Consider the following 18327-nt stretch of genomic DNA (forward strand, 5'->3'; position numbering starts at 1 on the left):
TTCAACTCCGCTATACGTCTGGTTGCCGGTCGATGCGCTGCATCAACAGTCGAGCAGCCGCTTGATGGTTGCGATGGTCTGGTCGGGTGTGACGTGATGAATGCTGTGCGGCCAGCCGAGAGCGAGCGCCGCCTCGATATTTTCCGCCGTGTCGTCGACGAAAACGATGTCCTGCCCGCCTACGTTCTCGTCCTGCGCCAGCTTTCGGTAGATGGCAGGGTCCGGCTTCTCCAGGCCCATCTCGTGCGAGAGATAGCAGGCATCGAAGAAATCGGCGCCGAGCATATGGTCGAGGATGTGGCGCCAGTGAATGGCCTGGGTATTGGAGAGGCACACGACCCGATGCTGTGCCCGAAGGGTCGGCACCAGCGCTGCCATCGGCTGCAGCACGCCTTTCAGTAAAGAGGTTTCGGCGCGGTACACATCATGATGCGACAGGCCGTAAAACTGTGCGGCACGATCGACATAGGCTGCGTCATCGATCCGGCCGAGACGAAAGTCCCTGTTCAGCTCTCGGATTGCTGCCGGCACCGGCAGGCCGGGATCCCATCGCTTGCTCGATGTCAGGATGGCGTTGCGGGCATCCGGGTCGAGATCGACAAACACGCCTCCCACATCGAAAACCAAAAGTTTCCGTCGCGGTGACGTTGCGGTCGCACTCTGCTCATCCTGCACAATGACCAGCCCTTCTCCCAGAGCGCGGCAACAGTATCCCGACGCTTGCTGAGAGAGTGTCAAATTGCAGAGGAATTTACAATTCCTAATTTTTCAACAATGCAGAATAAATTATTTTGTCCGGCAGGCCGCCAAGCGCCACATGCCGGCTGCAGGCCTGCTGCTCATTTCAAGCGGGATCGCGCTGTCTTCCGCTTCTTTCCCAAGGCTGCGACGCGTCTCCCGTTTCCTTACGGCAGAAGTCCGGCGCAGCGGGCGGTGTTGCGGATATGATTTTCCATCTCCTGGCGGGCGGCACCGGCGTCGTTTGCGCTCAAGGCGGCAATGATCCGGCGATGCTCGGCAATCGATTCGCTCATGCGCTTAGGGTCGGTGATCGGGATGGGCTGGCGTTGCGTTTCCGTCACCTGGTCCCGCACCGTCTGGTAGAGCGCCTTCAGCATGGCGTTGGAGCAGGCTGAGACGATGATGGCGTGAAACTCCAGGTCCGCCTCGACATTGGCCAGAAGATCCTGGCTGCTCCAGCATTCTTCCATCGTGCGGGTGGCGGTCTCCATCTTTTCCAGCTGCAGCTGCGTCAACCGTCCGGCCGAGAGACGGGCGATCTCGCCCTCCAGCAGGATGCGGGTCTGGAAGACGTCAAACACCGAATAGCTGTCGGAGTAGCGCCACGGCGCCATATGGCCCGAATTGCCGTTCATGCCGGAGGACGGGCTGGAAATGAAACTGCCCCGCCCCGCCTCGGTCTTGATGAGGCCGAGCGTTTCGAGCGTCAGCAAGGCCTCCCGGAGCGAGGCGCGGCTAATGCCGAATTTCTGCGCAAACTCCCGCTGCGAAGGCACTTTGTCGCCCGGCTTCAGCACGCCCTTCTGGATCATCGTCTGGATCTCGCGGGCCACCGATTGGGGAACGAGCGTCTTGTTGAGCATTGGGTCTCTTCTCCGGTCCCACATCTTGGCACGGCCAATCTATTTTTTTGCGGGCCACCTTGCCAAGCGCAAAGCCGCATGCTTTTTTGGCCTTACTGGTCTGACCAGTTGGACCAATACTGATGAAGTCGTGCTCAAAAAACAAGGGGAACCTCATGACGCGTGCATCTGCATTCAAGACCACTCTGTTCACCGCCCTGCTTGCAGCGCTTGGTGCCGCCGGCGCCCACGCGGCGGATCTGTCCGTCGGCGCCAATATCGGCAACGTTCCCTGGGAGTTCGAGGACGCCAGCGGCAAGGTGACGGGCTTCGAGGTCGATCTCGTCAAGGAAATCGCAAAGCGTCTCGGCAAGACGGTGGAATTCGTCAACACGCCGTTCAGCGGCCTGTTTCCCGCCGTCCAGTCCGGCCGAATCAACATGGCCGTGTCGTCCATCACCATCACGCCGAAGCGCCTGGAATCGGTTTCCTTTGCCCAGCCCTATTATGACAGCGACCAGTCTTTGACCGTGACGGCGAAATCCGGCATTTCGGGCCTCAAGGACATGGCCGGCAAGACAGTGGGCGTTGATACCGCCTCCACCGGCGATATCTGGGCGGAAGCCCACAAGGGCGAGTATAAGCTCGGCGACATCCGCCGCTTCGAGGGCCTGTCGCCCGCCATGCTCGATCTCGTTGCCGGCCGCATCGACGGCTACATTTCCGACATTCCGGCACTTCTCTATTACGTCAAGGACAAGCCGGAGCTGAAGGTTGTCGAGCGCATCCCGACGGGTGAGAAATACTCGATCATGTTCAACAAGGGCGATCCGCTCGCGACTGAAGTCAATGCGGTCATCACGACGCTGAAGAAGGAAGGCTACATCGCCAAGCTGCATGAGACCTGGTTCGGCGCCAAGGCCGAGGATACGACCTCGACCGTGACCGTGCTCGACATGCCGAAGGGCAAGTAAGGCTGAATGCAGTCTCCGGCGGGCAAAGCCCCGCCGGATCCGCCTCAGGGAGCCTTTGCGGCATGAACCTCCTCAATACCTTCTTCAACATGCGCGTGCTGATCGACAGCCTGCCGCAGCTTCTGCGCGGCCTGCTGGTGACGATCGAGATCGGCATTGTCAGCATCGTCGTCGGGCTGGCAGGCGGACTTTTTCTCGCCATCGCGCGGCTTTACGCACCCGCTGTCGTCCGGTTCCTGATCCGGGTCTACGTGGATATCTTCCGGTCCATCCCGCTGCTGGTCCTGCTGATCGTCGTCTATTACGCACTGCCCTTCGTCGGCATCCGGCTGTCGCCTTTCGTTTCGGCGGTCACGGCGCTGTCGCTGGTCTCGGCGGCCTATACGGCGGAAATTTTCCGGGCCGGCATCGAGGCGATCCCGTCAGGGCAGTTCGAGGCCTCCGCGGCGCTCGGTCTTTCCAACCGCCACACGATGGTCGATGTCGTCCTGCCGCAGGCGATCCGCATCGTCATTCCGCCGCTCACCAACAATTGCATCAATGTCTTGAAGGACACAGCACTTGCCTCAGTCGTTGCCATGCCGGACCTTCTGAAGCAGGCAACGCAGGCGCAGGCGCTTGCCGCCAATCCGACGCCGCTGATCGGCGCTGCCATCATTTATGTGCTGCTGCTGTGGCCTATGGTTGCCATCGTCGCGCGGCTGGAACGCCATTTTGCCAGGGGGAAACGCTGATGGGCACGCTCGGCTCCACGCTCATTTCCATCCGCCACCTCACCAAGGCCTATGGCGATTTCACCGTTCTGCACGGTATCGACCTCGATATTGCCGAGGGCGAAGTGGTCTGCGTCATCGGGCCGTCCGGCTCCGGCAAATCGACGCTCATCCGCTGCATCAATCATCTGGAGGCCTTTTCCGCAGGCAGCACCATCACTGTCGACGGCATTCCCGTCGGTCCGGGGCCGCAGCTTGCAAAGGTGCGTGCCGAAGTCGGCATGGTCTTCCAGTCCTTCAACCTGTTTCCGCACATGACCGTACTGCGCAACATCATGCTGGCGCCGCTCAGGGTCCGCAGGACGCCGGAGCCGGAGGCCGAGCGCAAGGCCCGCGAGCTCCTGGCGCGTGTTGGCATTGCCGAGCAGGCGGACAAATATCCGGGCCAGTTGTCGGGCGGCCAGCAGCAGCGCGTCGCCATCGCTCGCGCCCTTGCCATGGAGCCGAAGGTTCTTCTGTTTGACGAACCGACCTCTGCGCTCGACCCGGAAATGGTCGGAGAAGTGCTGGATGTCATGCGAAAGCTTGCCGGCACCGGCGTCACCATGGTGGTGGTCACCCATGAAATGGGCTTTGCCCGCCAGGTGGCGGACCGCGTGATCTTCATGGATGGCGGCCGCCTTGTCGAGGCGGCAACGCCAGGCGATATTTTCGACAGCCCCAGGGAGGAACGGACGCGAGGTTTCCTGCGCGCCGTCCTCAATCATTGAACAAGAAAAACACCGGGAGGACCACAAGGATGGCCGACACTTCGCCGCTGGATCTCGATTTCGTGCGCAGCCAGTTCCCAGGGCTTGGCCGCGGCTGGACCTTTTTCGACAATGCCGGCGGATCGCAGATCCTGAGCGGCGCGATCGACCGCATCAATCGCTTCCTGATTGAAAAGAACGTCCAGATCGGCGGAAGTTATGCAGTATCGCAGGATGCCGCTCGCGCGCTGATGGAAGCCCGCACCGCGGCCATGCATCTCGTCAATGCCGCCCGGCCGGAGGAAATCGTCTTCGGCAATTCCACAACGGCGCTCTTGCAGAATCTCGCGCGCGCCATGCAGAGCCAGCTTTCGCCAGGCGACGAGATCATCATCACCGTCAGCGACCACGAATCCAATATCGGCCCGTGGGACCGGCTGCAGGCAGCCGGCATCACGCTGAAGATCTGGCCGCTCAACAAGGAGACGCTGACGCTCGATCTTGACGATCTGGCTGGCCTGATGAGCGAGCGCACCAAGCTGGTCTGCGTCACGCATGTGTCGAACATCCTGGGTTCGATCAACCCGATCCGCCAGATCGCCGATTTCGTTCATGCGCGCGGTGCACGTCTTTGCGTCGATGCGGTCGCCTATGCGCCGCACCGCGCCGTCGACGTGCAGGCCTTCGATGCCGATTACTATGTGTTCAGCCTCTATAAGACCTATGGTCCGCATTACGCGCTGATGTACGGCAAATACGACCTGCTGCTGGAGCTCGATACGCTCTACCATTACTTCTACGGCAAGGACAAAGTGCCGGGCAAGCTGGAGCCGGGCAACCCAAATTATGAACTGGCCTATTCGACCTGCGGCATTGTCGACTATCTGGTGGCGCTCGGCGAAAAAGCGGGCGAAACCGGCACGGTGCGCCAGAAGATCGAGGCCGCGTTCGAGGCCATCACCGCCCAGGAAAACCTGCTGGCGGATCGGCTGCTCACCTACCTGCGCTCCCGCAACGACTGCCGCATCGTCGGCCAGCCGGTCAATCGCGACGGCATGCGCGTTCCCACCATCGCCTTCCGCTTCGACGGCCGCGATGCCGGCGACGTGTGCAAGGCAATGGATGGAGAACAGATCGCCATGCGCTTTGGGGATTTCCACTCGCGCCGGCTTGCCGAATATCTCGGCTTGACCGACCATGGCGGCATGCTGCGGGTGTCCATGGTGCATTACAACACGCTGGAGGAAGTCGACCGGTTTACAGCGGCGCTGGACAGGATCCTGTCGACCGATGCCGGACTTTCCAAAGCAAGCTGAGACAGAGGAGAACGGGGACCATGCGCTTTGATACGGTGATCCGCAACGGAACGGTCGTGACGGCAAGCGATACGTTCGTCAGTGACGTCGGCATTCGCGATGGCCGGATCTTGGCGCTGGCTGCCGACCTGACGGATGCCGATGAGATCATCGATGCGACCGGCCTATTCGTCCTGCCGGGCGGTATCGACAGCCATGTGCATCTCGACCAGCCCTCCGGCGATGGTATCGTCATGGCTGACGATTTCGACAGCGGCACGCGTTCGGCCGCCATCGGCGGCAATAGCACGGTTCTTGCCTTCTGCATGCAGGAGAAGGGGCAGTCGCTGCGCGAGGCGCTGAAGGTCTATCATGCCAAGGCAGACGGGCAATGCCATGTCGACGTCTCGTTCCACCTCGTCATCACCGATCCGACGCCAGAGGTGCTCGGCCAGGAATTGCCGGCGCTGGTGGAGGATGGCTATACCTCCCTCAAGGTCTTCATGACCTATGAGGGCCTTCGCCTGCGCGATGACGAGATCCTGGCCACGCTTGATACGGCGCGGCGCACCGGTGCTCTCGTGATGGTCCATTGCGAGAACGAGGATGCCATCCGCTACCTCATCGGGCGCCATGAGGAGGACGGCAAGCTTGCGCCGAAATTCCACGCCACCACCCGTCCGATCGCGGCCGAGCGGGAGGCCACCCATCGGGCGCTGTCGCTTGCCGAAATCGTCGATGTACCGATCGTCATCGTCCATGTCTCCAATCGCGAGGCCATGGAGGAAATCCGCCGTGCCCGCCAGCGCGGCCAGAAGATTGCCGGCGAGACCTGCCCGCAATATCTGATGCTGACGGCCGACGATCTGGATCTGGACGGCATGGACGGCGCAAAATTCGTCTGCTCGCCCCCGCCGCGCGACAAGGAAAGCCAGGATGCTTGCTGGGAAGGCCTTGAGCAGGGTGTCTTCGACCTCTTCTCCTCCGACCACTGCCCGTTCCGCTTCGATGATGTAAAAGGCAAGCTGAACGACAAGGGCAAGCGGCATTTCCGCTGGATCCCGAACGGCATTCCGGGCGTTGCGACGCGCCTGCCGATCCTTTTTTCCGAAGGCGTCATGAAGGGCCGGATCGACATCAACCAGTTCGTCGCCGTCACCTCCACCAACCACGCCAAGCTTTATGGCCTTTACCCGCGCAAGGGAACGATCGCGATCGGTTCGGATGCCGATATCGCCCTCTGGGACCCGAGCCGCCAGGTTACGCTTACCAATGACATGCTGCAGCACGGGGCCGATTATACGCCCTATGAGGGGCTGGCCCTGACCGGCTGGCCGGTGCGTCTTCTCCTGCGCGGAAAGACCATTGTCGAGAACGGCGCACTTGCGCCGGAGAAGGCAAGCCAGGGCGGTTATCTGTCGCGCGGCAAGTCATCGCTGGTGCGCTGACGCGGCAGCCATCTACCCGCCGCTTGCCTGTCTCCGGCCCGAACCGCCTTTCGCCTTAACGGGCGCTGGCGGCGAAGAAGGACAAAGCCCGCTCCATGCGGTCAAGCCCTTCTTCCAGAAGCGTGCGCGGGCAGCCGAAGTTGACGCGCAGGTGCTGGCCGTAGGCCGAACCGAAGTCTGCGCCGGCACTGAAGGCCACCCGGCCATGGGTGAGGAAGAAGCTCTGCGGGGCTTCGGGAAGGTCAAGGGCAGCGCAATCCAGCCAGGCAAGATAGGTGCTCTCAGCCGGCACAATCCGGATTGAGGGAAAACGCCGCGCAATTTCGGCCTGCAGGTAATCGCGGTTGCCCTGAAGATAGGTGAGGAGCGCATCGCGCCAGGGCCCTGCCGTGGCATAGGCCGCGCGGCTTGCCTCCAGTCCGAGCACGTTGACGCTGTCGACGAGCCCGAGCCGTGAGGCATTGAAGCGGGTGCGCAGAGCCGCATTGGTGACGATGGCAAACGCCGTCTTCAGTCCGGCGATATTGTAGGTCTTGCTGGCCGACATCAGCGTGATGGTGCGCTCGGCAATTTCCGGCGACAGCGAGGCGATCGGAATGTGACGGCGGCCGTCGAACAGCAGTTCGCAGTGGATTTCGTCGGCAATCACCAGAACGTCATGGCGAATGGCGGAGGCGGCGATCGCAGACAGGTCTTCACGGGTTAGCACCTTGCCGGTCGGGTTGTGCGGGTTGCAGAGGAGAAAGGCCCGGCTTCTTGCCATCGCGGCGTCGAACTGCTCCGCATCCATCTCATAACCCTTGTCGGTTGCGACAAGCGGCGCCTCGATGCTTTTGAGCCCCCAGTTGCGGTGGGCGGTGAGGATCGGATGATAGACCGGCGTCTGGATCAGCAGGCCATCGCCAGGCTTCGTTTCCGATTTCAGCGCCATGTTGAAACCGGGCTCGACCCCCGGCAGGAAAACGATATCGTCGGGCGAGATCGCCCAGCCGTATTTCGCCTGCATGTCATCGACGATCTGCTGGCGAAACGCATCCTGCGGCAGGCCGTAACCGAACACACCATGCTCGACACGGGCGCGCAGCGCCTCGATGACCGAAGGCGGGGCCGCAAAATCCATGTCGGCGACCCACATGGGCAGGACATCGGCCGGATAGGCCGCCCATTTCTTGGCATCGGTGCCCTTGCGGGGAATTACCGTATCGAAGTCGAAGGAAGTCATGGGGTCATCCCGTCCGGTCTAGGTCTGGCTGTGGGGGTAAAATGGCCCGGCATCAAGCCAGTTCGGCAAGCCGCCTGTCCAGCCGTGCCATCAGGTTATCCACTTCGGCTACCGCCTTCGCACCAAGGCTTGCGCCCGGGCGGCGCTGCGCCTGGCTTGCGATTGCGCCGCGCTTGGCCAGCACATATTTGCGCACGGCAAGGCCCAGGCCCGGCTGCTGCTCGAAACGAGCAAGCGGCAGATAGGCATCGAACAGATCCTGCGCGCGCGCCATGTCGCCGGCATTGGTGAGCCGCACCACATCCACCATCATTTCCGGATAGGCAAAGCCGGTCATGGCGCCGTCGGCGCCGCGCGCCATTTCTTCCGGCAAGAAGACGCCGCCATTGCCGCAGAGGATGGAAATGCGCCGGCGACCGGCCGCTTCGGCATCCCTGAGATCGCTGATCTTGTCGAGACCCGGCCAGTCCTCATGCTTCAGCATCACCATGCTCGGCAGTGCCTCGATGATGGCGCCGATGGTGCGGGTGGAAATCTGCACGCCGGTTGCGAGCGGAAAATCCTGCAGCACCAGCGGCACGTCCGGCCCGATCGTTGCCACGACGTTGCGGTAGTAGCCGAGAATCTGGTCGTCGGTGCGAAGGGCTGCGGTCGGTGCCACCATGACGCCGGCAGCGCCGAGATCCATCACGGCCTTCGTGAGTTCGCCGATGGCGGCAAGCCCGGGCGCCGAGACGCCCACCACGACCGGTTTTCCCGCCGCCCTGGCAATCACCTGACGGGTGACGTCGATGGATTCCTGCTGCGTCAGCTTGGGCGCTTCGCCCATCATGCCGAGAATGGTCAGTCCGTCAGCGCCCTTGTCCAGGTAGAAATCGACCATGCGGTCGACGCTTGCGGTATCAATGGCGCCGTTATCGTGAAACGGCGTGACGGCGATGATGTAGACGCCTTTGCTTTCGGCAGAAATGCGGGTCATGGCTTTTTCTCGACAATCAGGTGTTGCTACGAATTTCAGGAAAACCAGCGGCTGGCACCGCGGGCGGCATAGGTGCCGTCGCCGGCCTTATTGACCACCGAGTCGCCATCGAAGGCAAGCTTTCCGGAGAGGTAGGTGCGGGCGACCCTTACAGCGAAGGTGCGTCCGTCGAACGGGCTCCAGTTGAGATCGTCATGCGCCCTGGCGCTATCCCAGGGATAGGTTTCGCGCGTCAGGACAACGATATCGGCATCGGCTCCGACGGCCAGCACGCCCTTCTGCGGATAAAGGCCGAAGAAGCGCGCCGGACGCTCGCAAAGCTGCGAAACGGTGAGTTGCGGCGCATCGAGCCCCCGGTTTTCCGCGCCGGTATAAAAGGCCGGCAGCAGCGTTTCGAGGCCGGGCACGCCGGCGCCCGCCTCGAAGATGGACGGCGTGAACTTGTTGTCGATCGGCCAGCTGGAATGATCGGAGCTGACAAAGGCAACCCGGCCCGACAGCACTTCCTGCCAGAGCGGTTCGATCTCGCCGGGGCGGATCGGCGGGTTCACCTTCATACGGGCGCCGAGCGCATTGTCGGCGGCCGGATCAAACCACAGGTAATGCACGCAAAGCTCGCCCGTCGCGCGAAAGCCATCGGCATGGTAATGCTCAACCAGCTGGAAACCGCGCGACGACGTCAGGTGCACTATATGGGCATGTGCGCCGGCTGCGGCGCCGAGTTCCAGAAACTGCGCGGTGGCGGCCAGTTCTGCTGCCGGTGGCCGGCTTTCGGAATGGGCCTCGATGCCATCGCGGCCAGCAGCCTTTGCCCGTGCGATGCGCGCGCGCACGATTTCCTGGTCCTCATTGTGGACACCGAGAGGGATATCAGTCGGCGCTAAGGCCTCGAACAGGTCGAGCATCTGGTCGGCGCTGATGCGGGGAAAGCGCGTCGGGCTGCTTTCGAAGGTGGAGATCTTGAAGGCGACGACGCCGCCCTCGATGAGGTCCTGCACCTCGCTCATGTCCTGGCCGGGAATCACGGTCGCATAGAGCGCCACATGGGCGTGGGCATGTTCGTTGATGGCGGCGATCTTGTCCGTCAGCCGTTCGCGTGAGTTGAGCGGCGCCGGGTTGTCATAGGGCATGTCGACAATGGTGGTGACGCCGCCTGCAATCGCCGAGCGTGTGGTCGAGCCGATGCCTTTGAGGCCGCCATAGCTGCCGGCATGGGTCTGCCCGTCGACGACGCCGGGCATGACCAGGTCTTCGCCGGCATCGAATGTCTGAGCGGCGTCCGGCGCCTCGCCGGTGCCGATCGCCTCGATCCGGCCAGCCCGGATGGCAAGCCAGCCGTTTTCACAAAGGCCCTCGGGCAGAACCAGCGTGCCGCGGATGAGAAGATCGTAGCTCATGCAAGCGTCCTCGTATAATTCAGATCAACCGTGGTGCAGGCAAGCGCTGCGCCCGCCTGGACCGGATCGACGACCGGAAGCCCGAGCAGGGCCTCGATCTCGGGCCGATAGCCGCCGAGACCAGCACAGCCCAGAATGATCACATCTGCGCCATCCTCGTCGCGAAGCGCGCGCCCGACCCGCGCAATCTTTTCCGCAGCATCCGTCGCCATCAGTTGCACGACCGTCATGTCGATGGAACGGTCACCCGCCAGCCGCCGATCAAGGTCCAGATGTTTGAGATAGCGCAGGTGGCGCTCGATGGACGATGGCCCGAGAGACACGATGCCAAAGCGGCGGCCGAGACCGAGCGCTGACAGATAGGCTGCCTCGGCAATGCCGATCACCGGCCGCGTCGTTGCCTTGCGCACCGTATCGATACCGGGATCGGAAAAGCAGGCCACGACGAAGGCATCCGCATCTGAACCACGGATCTTCTCGATGAGATGCGGGATGACCTCCTGCACGTGATCGTCCGTCTCGATGCCCGGCGGCGACTTTGAAAGTTCGGTGCACATCACGTCATGACGGGAGGCGGCGCGCACCGGCGCCAGACAATCCTCCATCGAGCGTGTCACGGAAACCGAACTGTTGGGATTGATGACGAGAATCTGAGACAATGAAATACCCGTGGAATGACAGGGATTGCGGTCAGCAGCGACCGCCATTAATATACTACGTAATATCTCACAGATTCCGGCCTGTCAAAGCACGAAGCGCATCCCCGGTATAGCGGCAAACGCCGCGACCGCCTATATCGGCAACAGCCTCGCGAACGGAAATGAAGAATGACGGAGACTGCAGTGGACATGGATCAGGCTGGGACATCCCAGACGGCGCGGCGCGGCAAATCGCTGACCGAAATGGCCTATGCGAGCCTGCGCGAGCGGATCATCACCGGCGACATGCCGCCGGGGATGGAAGTGTCGGAGCCGGAACTGGCCGAGCAGCTGTCCGTCAGCAAGACGCCGGTCCGCGAAGCCTTGGCACGGCTTTGCGTCGAAGGCTTCATGGAAGCCTATCCGCGCCGCGGTTACCGCGTCACGCCGGTGACGGTGAAGGACATGAACGACCTGTTTGCCATCCGTGAAATGCTGGAGGGATCTGCTGCAGCGCTTGCGGCGGAACACCTGACGGCGGAAGAACTGGACGAACTGGACCGGCTGGCCGATGCCCATTACGAACTGGGAGAAAATGCCAGCGTGCGTAGTTTCGTGGAGGCCAATCAGGCGTTTCACGCCGCCATTGCGCGCGGCTCGCGCAATCCGCGCCTGCATGCTCTGGTCATCAGCCATCTGGAGGAATGCGCCCGGCTTTTCTACATGGGCGCGCGCATGCGCGACGTGAACCCGGAGACCAACCGCGATCACCACGAGATTATCGAGATGCTGCGCAAGCGCGACGCAGAGGCCGCCCGTGCCGCGATCGTACGCCACAACGAAAACACCCGCGTCGGCATCCTGACCGTGCTGATCTCCAACGGTCGCGCCGGCCTGACGCTTTAGTGACCTTTGTCAAACGAAACGGAAAACCCTGACAATGACCGACCCGATCCGCGAGCGCGTGCTTTTGACCCCGCAGCAGCTGCAGGCGATGCGGCTTGCGGGCCGGGATATCACCATTCTCGCCGTCCACTCGGTCAACCCTTACACGGGCCAGGATTATTTTACCGGAAAGCGCATCGAAGGTGCGATCGACACGCAGGCCTACAGTGATTTCCAGTCCCCCGCCTCGCCGACCGAGGGCCAGCGGCCGCTGCCGCGCATCGAGGATGTCGAGGCGAAGGCACGGGCGTGGGGCCTGCGCCACGACAGCACGATCGTGGTCTATGACGCCGACCGCAGCATGACGGCGGCGCGCGCCTGGTGGGTGCTGCGTTGGGCAGGGCTTGCCGATGTGCGCGTTCTGGATGGCGGTTTTCCCGCCTGGCTTGCCGCCGGCCTGCCGGTGAGTGACGCGGCCACCCAGCCGACCCCCTCCACCATCACGCTGAAAGGGGGGCACATGCCGCAGTTCGGGCCGGACGAGGCGCTGGAGCTTGCCCGCCACGGCGTGCTGCTCGATGCCCGTATCCGGCCAAACTATATCGGTGGTCTTGCCGCCCCCGGCCAGCCGCCGCGCGGGCATATTCCGGGCGCCCGGTCTGCCCCTGCCCCCGACAACGTGACCGATTACGGCAATTTCACCGAGAGTGACACGTTGCGCGCCATGTACGGTGTCTTGGGAGCCGACGGCACAAAGCCGGTCGGCGTCTATTGCGGCGCCGGCATGTCGGCGGCCCATTCGGTTCTGGCGCTCGCCGCCATTGGCATTGAGGCGGCGATGTATCCCGGCTCGTGGTCGCATTGGGTGACCGACCCCAACCGCCCAGTCGTGACGGGCGCAATGCCTGAATAAGTGGCGGATTGGTGCTGAAACTGCTTAATTAAAGTAATTTCTTTCCGCAGCAGAGTATAAAATAGGCAAAATGTGCTTCCTGTACAGGAAACGGGCATCTCGGCTTTACAGGCGGTGAAGCCATGATATATTTCGTGGAATATCACAGGGGAATGACAGAAACTTCCTCAGCCACCGGCCTTGCGGCAGATCCTCAAGGTTTACACAACAGGAAAGGATGCACCACGAATGACCGTCTGGAAGCAGTTTGCCACTCTCGGATTGATGGTGCCGCTCCTTGCGGGCGCGATCGACGCGAAGGCGCAGGATCAGTCGAAGACGCTGGTCGTGGCCGTGCCGTCCGATCCGGTGGCGCTCGAGCCCGGCACCAACAAGGCCGAGCCGATCGGCAGCGAAATCATCCTCAACGTGTTCGACACGCTGGTCGCCTGGACCGCGCCTGATTTCACCAAGGTGGAAGGCCGGCTTGCCGAAACCTGGACGGTGTCGGCCGATGGCAAGGAATTCGATTTCAAGCTGCGCCCCGGCGTCAAGTTCCATGACGGTACCGATTTCGATGCGGCCGCCGTCAAGTTCTCGCTGGAGCGCACCAAGAAGACCAATTCCTATGTGCAAGCGACCTTCGGTCTGATCTCCGACATTGCCGTTGTCTCGCCGACGGAAGTCAAGATCAGCCTGGCGCAGCCCTACCCGGCTTTCCTTTCCATTCTCGCCCAGCCGCAGGCCGCCATCGTCAGCCCGGCCGCCGTCCAGAAATTCGGCGACGGCTTTGCCAAGAACCCGGTCGGCACCGGTCCCTTCGTGTTCAAGAGCGCGCAGGCCGATACCAACGTCATCCTTGACGCGAACCCCACCTATTTCCGCGGTGCGCCAAAGCTGTCGCGCATCGTCTACCGCGTCATCCCGGATGCCTCGACGCGCCGGCTGGAGCTTGAAAACGGCGGCGTCGACATCGTGCAGCAGCAGGGCCAGCTGTCGGCCATTGCCGCCGAAGACATCGCTTCGCTGAAGAAGAACAAGGACGTGCAGGTTCTCGAAGCCTCTAGCCAGATCATCCGCCAGCTGGAATTCAACAATTCCAAGAAGGATGGGCCGTTTGCCGATGTGCGCGTGCGCAAGGCGATTGCCAGCGCCATCGATTACGACGGTCTTCTGGCCGGCGTCTTCGGCGGCACCGCCGAGCGCGTCTATGGTCCGCTGACCACCAACAGCTGGGCCTTCGATCCGAAGGTGAAGGAGCTTGCGCCGAAATATGATCCGGAGCTCGCCAAGAAGCTGCTGAAGGAAGCCGGTGTCGATCCGACCACGCTTTCGATCAAGCTCTACAGCTTCCAGGGTCCGCTCTGGGGTGCGGTTGCCACCTTCGTGCAGGCAAATCTTGCCGATATCGGCATCAATGCGACGATTGAGCAGACCGAGTTCCCGGCCCTGCGCGCGCTGCAGACCGCCGGTCAGTTCGACGTGGCGCTCGATGGCCGCCAGCCCTGGTACAACGATCCGGATGCGCATATCACCATCGGCTACCTGTCGTCGCTCGCCAATACGGCAATGACCTTCCGCATGCCGGAAGACAAGGATCTCGATGCGCTGATCCTGAAGGCCCAGCAGACGGCGGACATGGATGCCCGCAAGCAGCTCTATTTCACCGTGCAGGAAGAGATCATGAAGCGGGTGCCGGGCGCCTATCTGTTCAGTCCCAAGCTCATCGTCTACGCCCGCGCCAACGTGAAGGGCCTCGTCATCAACAGCGCCCCGCCGCTGAACGAATACTGGAGCGTGTCCAAGGGGTAAGACCACCAGACGCCAATGGAATGCGCCGCCACACGGCGGCGCATTCGCAACAGGAGTGGCTGCGAGCCCATGCTGAACTTTCTTCTGCGCCGGTTGATCGGCCTGATCCCGGTGCTGTCCATCGTGCTGGTCATCGCCTTTTCGCTGGTGCGCCTGATCCCCGGCGATCCGGCCGTGACGCTGCTCGGCCCCGGTGCAACCTCGGAGCAGATCGCAGCACTTCGCGCGCAGCTGCATCTCGACCGGCCGGTCGCTCTGCAATTTACCGATTATCTGGCAGGCCTCGCCCATGGCGACCTCGGCCTGTCGCTGAAAAGCGGCGAGCCGGTGCTTCGCGAAATTCTGGCACGCCTGCCCGCCACGATCGAACTGTCCGTGCTTGCGGTTCTCGTGGCCATCGTCATCGGCATACCGCTCGGCGTTCTCTCAGCCGTCAAGGCCAATACGCTCTTCGATCACATCCTGCGCGTCGTTTCGCTGATGGGCGTTTCCATGCCGGCCTTCCTGCTGGCACTGGTGCTGCAGCTGGTCTTTGCTACCCATCTCGGCTGGCTGCCGGTCTCGGGCAGGCTGGACGCCTATGTCAGCGTCGAACCGGTCACCGGCTTCATCATTCTTGATAGCCTGATTGCCGGAAACCCGGCCGCGGCGCTCAGCGGGATTGCCCATCTCGTGCTGCCGGTGACGGTTCTGGCGCTGTTTCTTGCCGCAACGCTTGCCCGTTTCGTGCGCAACACCATGCTCGAGGTGATGGGCGAGGATTTCATCCGCACCGCTACCGCCAAAGGGCTATATCGCCATCAGGTGGTGCTGAAGCATGGGCTCCTGAACTCGCTGATGCCGGCGCTCACCGTGATCGGGCTGAAATTCGCCGAAATGCTGGGTGGCGCGATCCTCACCGAAACCGTCTTCTCCTGGCCGGGCATCGGGCGCTACATGTTCGAGGCGATCAAGAACCGCGATTATCCGGTAATCCAGGGCACGACGCTCGTCTTTGCGCTGCTCTTCGTCACCACCTCGATCGTGGTCGATCTGCTCTATGGCGTGCTCGACCCCCGCATTCGCCGCAGGATGGACTGACCATGACAGAGACCCTGCTCTTCTTCCGGCACAACCGGCTGGCACTCGTCGGCGCGCTTATCCTTGCAGCACTGCTGCTGCTTGCTTTTGTCGGACCGTTCGTCAGTCCCTACACGCCGACCAAGCTTGACATCCTGCACAAGCTGGAAGGCCCAAGTGCCGCCCATTGGCTCGGCACCGATGCCTTCGGCCGCGATATCCTCACCCGCATCATGTATGGCGGGAGGGCGACGCTTGCCATCGGGCTTGGCGTCGTCGGACTTGCCTTTCTCATCGGTGTGTTTTTCGGCACGCTTGCCGGTTACATCGGCGGGTGGACGGATACGGTGATCATGCGCGTGGTCGATGCGATCCTCTCCTTTCCGGCGCTGGTTCTTGCCATTGCGCTGGCCGCTGCCTTCGGTCCCAGCCTGCAGAATGCGATGCTCGCCGTTGCCATCACGCTTGCCCCGCAATTTGCCCGCGTCGCGCGCGGCCAGGCACTTGCCATCTCGGTGAAACCTTATGTCGAGGCTGCCGTTTCGCTGGGGCTTTCGTCACGGCGCATTCTTTTTCGCTATATCTTCGCCAATGGCATCGGACCGCTTCTCGTCCAGTCGACGCTGGCGCTCGGCAGCGCCATCCTGCAGACGGCAAGCCTTGGTTTTCTCGGCCTTGGCGCGCAGCCGCCTCTGTCTGAATGGGGGGCCGATGTGGCGCTCAACCTGCAATATGCCAGAAGCGCCATCTTCGTGGTGCTGGCACCGGGCGGCGCCATCCTGCTTGCCGTCCTCTCCTTCAACCTGATCGGCGACAGCCTTGCCGACTGGTTCAATCCCCGCCGCCGCACGCAGATCAACTGAGGCCTCCATGGCAGCCGAAACCCTGACCATCGCGCTTGAAAAGGTGGATTTCCTGCCGCCGACGCGCGTGACGGATGATACCAGCGTGCTGACGCTGAAAAACCTCGTGTTCGAACCGCTGCTGAAATGGTGCGACGGTGACGTGCTGCCGGCGCTGTTTTCCGGCTGGACCCATGACGAGACCGGCTGCCACTGGCAGTTTTCGATCCGCGAGGGTGCCCGCTTCCACGACGGCAAGGCCTGTACCGCGGCGGATATCCTTGCCTTCATCGACGGCATCCTAGAGGCGGTCGACACGTTCGGGATGAAATGGTCCTATGCGCGCTATCTTGCCGATGCGACCCTGTCAGCCCCGGACGACGCCACGGTCAGTGTCCGCAATCCCACTCCGATTGCCGATATCCTCGACATCTTTTCCGAATTCTACATCTGCCGCATTGCGCCGGACGGCACGCCGACGCTGGGCACGGGCCCCTTCCGGGTAACGGATTTCGAGCCTTTACGCCGGGTGGCGCTGGAAAGGCTTGATGCCACCTCCACGCCGCAGAAGATCGTGGCACTGGCCGAGCCCTCCGCGGACAAGCGGTTTTCACTTCTCCAACAGGGACTGGCGGACGCCGTCCTCAATCTGGAGCGCATGGAGGAAAAGCCGGATTTCGATCCCGCCTTCGACTGGGGCCAGGCGCCGAACACGCTGTCGGTGATGTATTACCTCAACTGCTCGACCGGGCTCTTCCGTCACCCGCAAGCCCGCCTCGCCGTCAACCATGCCGTCGATCAGGATGCGATCGTGCGCGACATCTTTCACGGACTTGCGATCCCCTCGTCCTCCATCGTCAGCCCCTTTCATCTCGGCATGGCGTCTGCCGCGCTCGAACCGATCCCCTATGATCCGCCAAAGGCCCGCGCGCTTCTGGAAGAAATCGGCGCCATCGGCGCGCGCATCCGCTTGAGAAGCCCCACCTTCATGCCGGAAAAGGCCCCCGAGATCAGCGCTTACGTCGCCCGTTGTCTCGAAGCGGTCGGCCTTGTGGTGGATGTCGAGATCGAGAGGGACCGGCCGGAATACGCCCGCCAGATCGGGCGCAAGGAGATGGGCGACATGGCGATCTTCGATTCCTCGCCGCAGAGCACCTACCGCATCCTGAACGACAAGATTTCAAGCGCGACGAAGGCCGTCTGGTGGCAGGGATTCGACGATCCCCGCACCGAAGAGCTGATCGCTGAAGCCAACGCCGCCGTCCTGCCCGAAGCGCGCGAAAAGGTCTATGGCCAGTGCCTCTCGCATTTGAGGGACAACCCGCCCTGGCTCTACATCAACCACCCCATCGACGTGTTTGCCGCCCGCAAGGGCCTCGGCGGCCTGTCGATCGATCACAAGGGCACGCTTGTCGTCGCCTGACCGAAAGGAAAATCCATGACCAGCGAATTGACCAGAGATTATTCAATCACCTTTTTCTATTACGACGACATCCACGCGGTCGTCCCCTTTTATGAAGAGGTGCTGGGCTTTGAACTGGTGCTCGACCAGACCATGGCCCGCATTTACCGCATTGCCCCCAACAGCTATTTCGGCATTGTCGATGGCAATCGCGGCCATCTGAAGCACCAGCCGAAAAGTGCGGTGCTGCTCACCATCGTCAGCGAAGACGTTCAGGCTTGGCATGACAAGCTGTCTGCCGCACAAGTGCCCGGCCTTTCGGGCATGCTGCGCGGCACGTTCTGCGAGCACTTCTTCTTCGAGGATCCCGCCGGTTATGCTATCGAGATCCAGCGGTTTCACAATCCCGATGTCGCAAAGCTGTTCCGCTGAGGTCT

At 62.2% G+C, this 18327-nt stretch carries 18 protein-coding genes; 12 read left to right on the top strand and 6 right to left on the bottom strand.

Features of this window, described 5'->3' with window-relative positions; all coding sequences use genetic code 11:
* Positions 1 to 42: 42 nt before the first annotated feature.
* Positions 43 to 675: an HAD family hydrolase gene (locus ACEXP3_RS16190; protein WP_377298207.1), complete on the bottom strand. Its 633-nt coding sequence runs from the start codon at positions 673 to 675 to the stop codon at positions 43 to 45.
* A gap of 230 nt (positions 676 to 905) precedes the next feature.
* Positions 906 to 1604, bottom strand: coding sequence for a FadR/GntR family transcriptional regulator (locus ACEXP3_RS16195; protein WP_210106485.1), 699 nt, complete (start codon positions 1602 to 1604; stop codon positions 906 to 908).
* Positions 1605 to 1759: 155 nt separating this feature from the next.
* Between ACEXP3_RS16195 and ACEXP3_RS16200 the strand changes: the two genes are divergently transcribed.
* The 5 genes from ACEXP3_RS16200 to hydA all read left to right on the top strand — a co-directional run bounded on the left by ACEXP3_RS16200 (position 1760) and on the right by hydA (position 6762).
* Positions 1760 to 2557: an ABC transporter substrate-binding protein gene (locus ACEXP3_RS16200; protein WP_210106484.1), complete on the top strand. Its 798-nt coding sequence runs from the start codon at positions 1760 to 1762 to the stop codon at positions 2555 to 2557.
* A gap of 62 nt (positions 2558 to 2619) precedes the next feature.
* On the top strand, positions 2620 to 3291 hold the full coding sequence (locus ACEXP3_RS16205) for an amino acid ABC transporter permease (protein WP_377298208.1): 672 nt from the start codon (positions 2620 to 2622) through the stop codon (positions 3289 to 3291).
* Entirely contained in the window at positions 3291 to 4040 is a 750-nt protein-coding gene (locus tag ACEXP3_RS16210) for an amino acid ABC transporter ATP-binding protein (protein WP_377298209.1), read from the top strand. Before ACEXP3_RS16205 ends, ACEXP3_RS16210 begins: the two co-directional genes overlap by 1 nt.
* A 29-nt stretch (positions 4041 to 4069) precedes the next feature.
* Positions 4070 to 5335 (top strand): cysteine desulfurase-like protein, encoded by a 1266-nt coding sequence (locus tag ACEXP3_RS16215; RefSeq protein WP_377298210.1) that lies wholly within the window; start codon positions 4070 to 4072, stop codon positions 5333 to 5335.
* Positions 5336 to 5355: 20 nt separating this feature from the next.
* The gene (hydA, locus tag ACEXP3_RS16220; protein ID WP_377298211.1) at positions 5356 to 6762 is read left to right on the top strand and encodes a dihydropyrimidinase; all 1407 of its coding nucleotides are present in this window, start codon (positions 5356 to 5358) and stop codon (positions 6760 to 6762) included.
* A gap of 55 nt (positions 6763 to 6817) precedes the next feature.
* Here the strand turns inward: hydA and ACEXP3_RS16225 are convergent, their stop codons facing one another.
* From ACEXP3_RS16225 to ACEXP3_RS16240, 4 genes are read right to left on the bottom strand one after another with little or no spacing between them, the layout of a single operon-like run.
* The gene (locus ACEXP3_RS16225) at positions 6818 to 7984 is read right to left on the bottom strand and encodes a MalY/PatB family protein (RefSeq protein ID WP_377298212.1); all 1167 of its coding nucleotides are present in this window, start codon (positions 7982 to 7984) and stop codon (positions 6818 to 6820) included.
* 52 nt (positions 7985 to 8036) lie between these two features.
* Positions 8037 to 8963: a dihydrodipicolinate synthase family protein gene (locus ACEXP3_RS16230; protein ID WP_210106478.1), complete on the bottom strand. Its 927-nt coding sequence runs from the start codon at positions 8961 to 8963 to the stop codon at positions 8037 to 8039.
* 35 nt (positions 8964 to 8998) lie between these two features.
* Positions 8999 to 10360: a dihydroorotase gene (locus ACEXP3_RS16235; protein ID WP_377298213.1), complete on the bottom strand. Its 1362-nt coding sequence runs from the start codon at positions 10358 to 10360 to the stop codon at positions 8999 to 9001.
* Positions 10357 to 11019: an aspartate/glutamate racemase family protein gene (locus ACEXP3_RS16240; RefSeq protein ID WP_210106476.1), complete on the bottom strand. Its 663-nt coding sequence runs from the start codon at positions 11017 to 11019 to the stop codon at positions 10357 to 10359. The genes ACEXP3_RS16235 and ACEXP3_RS16240 overlap by 4 nt, the downstream gene beginning before the upstream one ends.
* Before the next feature lie 168 nt (positions 11020 to 11187).
* Between ACEXP3_RS16240 and ACEXP3_RS16245 the strand changes: the two genes are divergently transcribed.
* The 7 genes from ACEXP3_RS16245 to ACEXP3_RS16275 all read left to right on the top strand — a co-directional run bounded on the left by ACEXP3_RS16245 (position 11188) and on the right by ACEXP3_RS16275 (position 18322).
* Positions 11188 to 11904: a GntR family transcriptional regulator gene (locus tag ACEXP3_RS16245; protein WP_377298214.1), complete on the top strand. Its 717-nt coding sequence runs from the start codon at positions 11188 to 11190 to the stop codon at positions 11902 to 11904.
* 34 nt (positions 11905 to 11938) lie between these two features.
* Positions 11939 to 12796, top strand: a complete 858-nt coding sequence (locus ACEXP3_RS16250) for a sulfurtransferase (RefSeq protein WP_377298215.1) — start codon at positions 11939 to 11941, stop codon at positions 12794 to 12796.
* Positions 12797 to 13024: 228 nt separating this feature from the next.
* The gene (locus tag ACEXP3_RS16255) at positions 13025 to 14587 is read left to right on the top strand and encodes an ABC transporter substrate-binding protein (protein ID WP_377298216.1); all 1563 of its coding nucleotides are present in this window, start codon (positions 13025 to 13027) and stop codon (positions 14585 to 14587) included.
* Positions 14588 to 14656: 69 nt separating this feature from the next.
* On the top strand, positions 14657 to 15667 hold the full coding sequence (locus ACEXP3_RS16260) for an ABC transporter permease (RefSeq protein WP_377298217.1): 1011 nt from the start codon (positions 14657 to 14659) through the stop codon (positions 15665 to 15667).
* A gap of 2 nt (positions 15668 to 15669) precedes the next feature.
* A complete protein-coding gene (locus ACEXP3_RS16265) occupies positions 15670 to 16509 on the top strand; it encodes an ABC transporter permease (protein ID WP_377298218.1) in 840 nt (279 codons plus the stop codon).
* Between the two features lie 7 nt (positions 16510 to 16516).
* On the top strand, positions 16517 to 17911 hold the full coding sequence (locus tag ACEXP3_RS16270; protein WP_377298219.1) for an ABC transporter substrate-binding protein: 1395 nt from the start codon (positions 16517 to 16519) through the stop codon (positions 17909 to 17911).
* Positions 17912 to 17926: 15 nt separating this feature from the next.
* A complete protein-coding gene (locus ACEXP3_RS16275) occupies positions 17927 to 18322 on the top strand; it encodes a VOC family protein (RefSeq protein ID WP_377298220.1) in 396 nt (131 codons plus the stop codon).
* Positions 18323 to 18327: the final 5 nt, after the last annotated feature.

The sequence above is a fragment of the Neorhizobium fuzhouense genome (assembly GCF_042611105.1).
Lineage (GTDB): Bacteria > Pseudomonadota > Alphaproteobacteria > Rhizobiales > Rhizobiaceae > Neorhizobium > Neorhizobium galegae_A.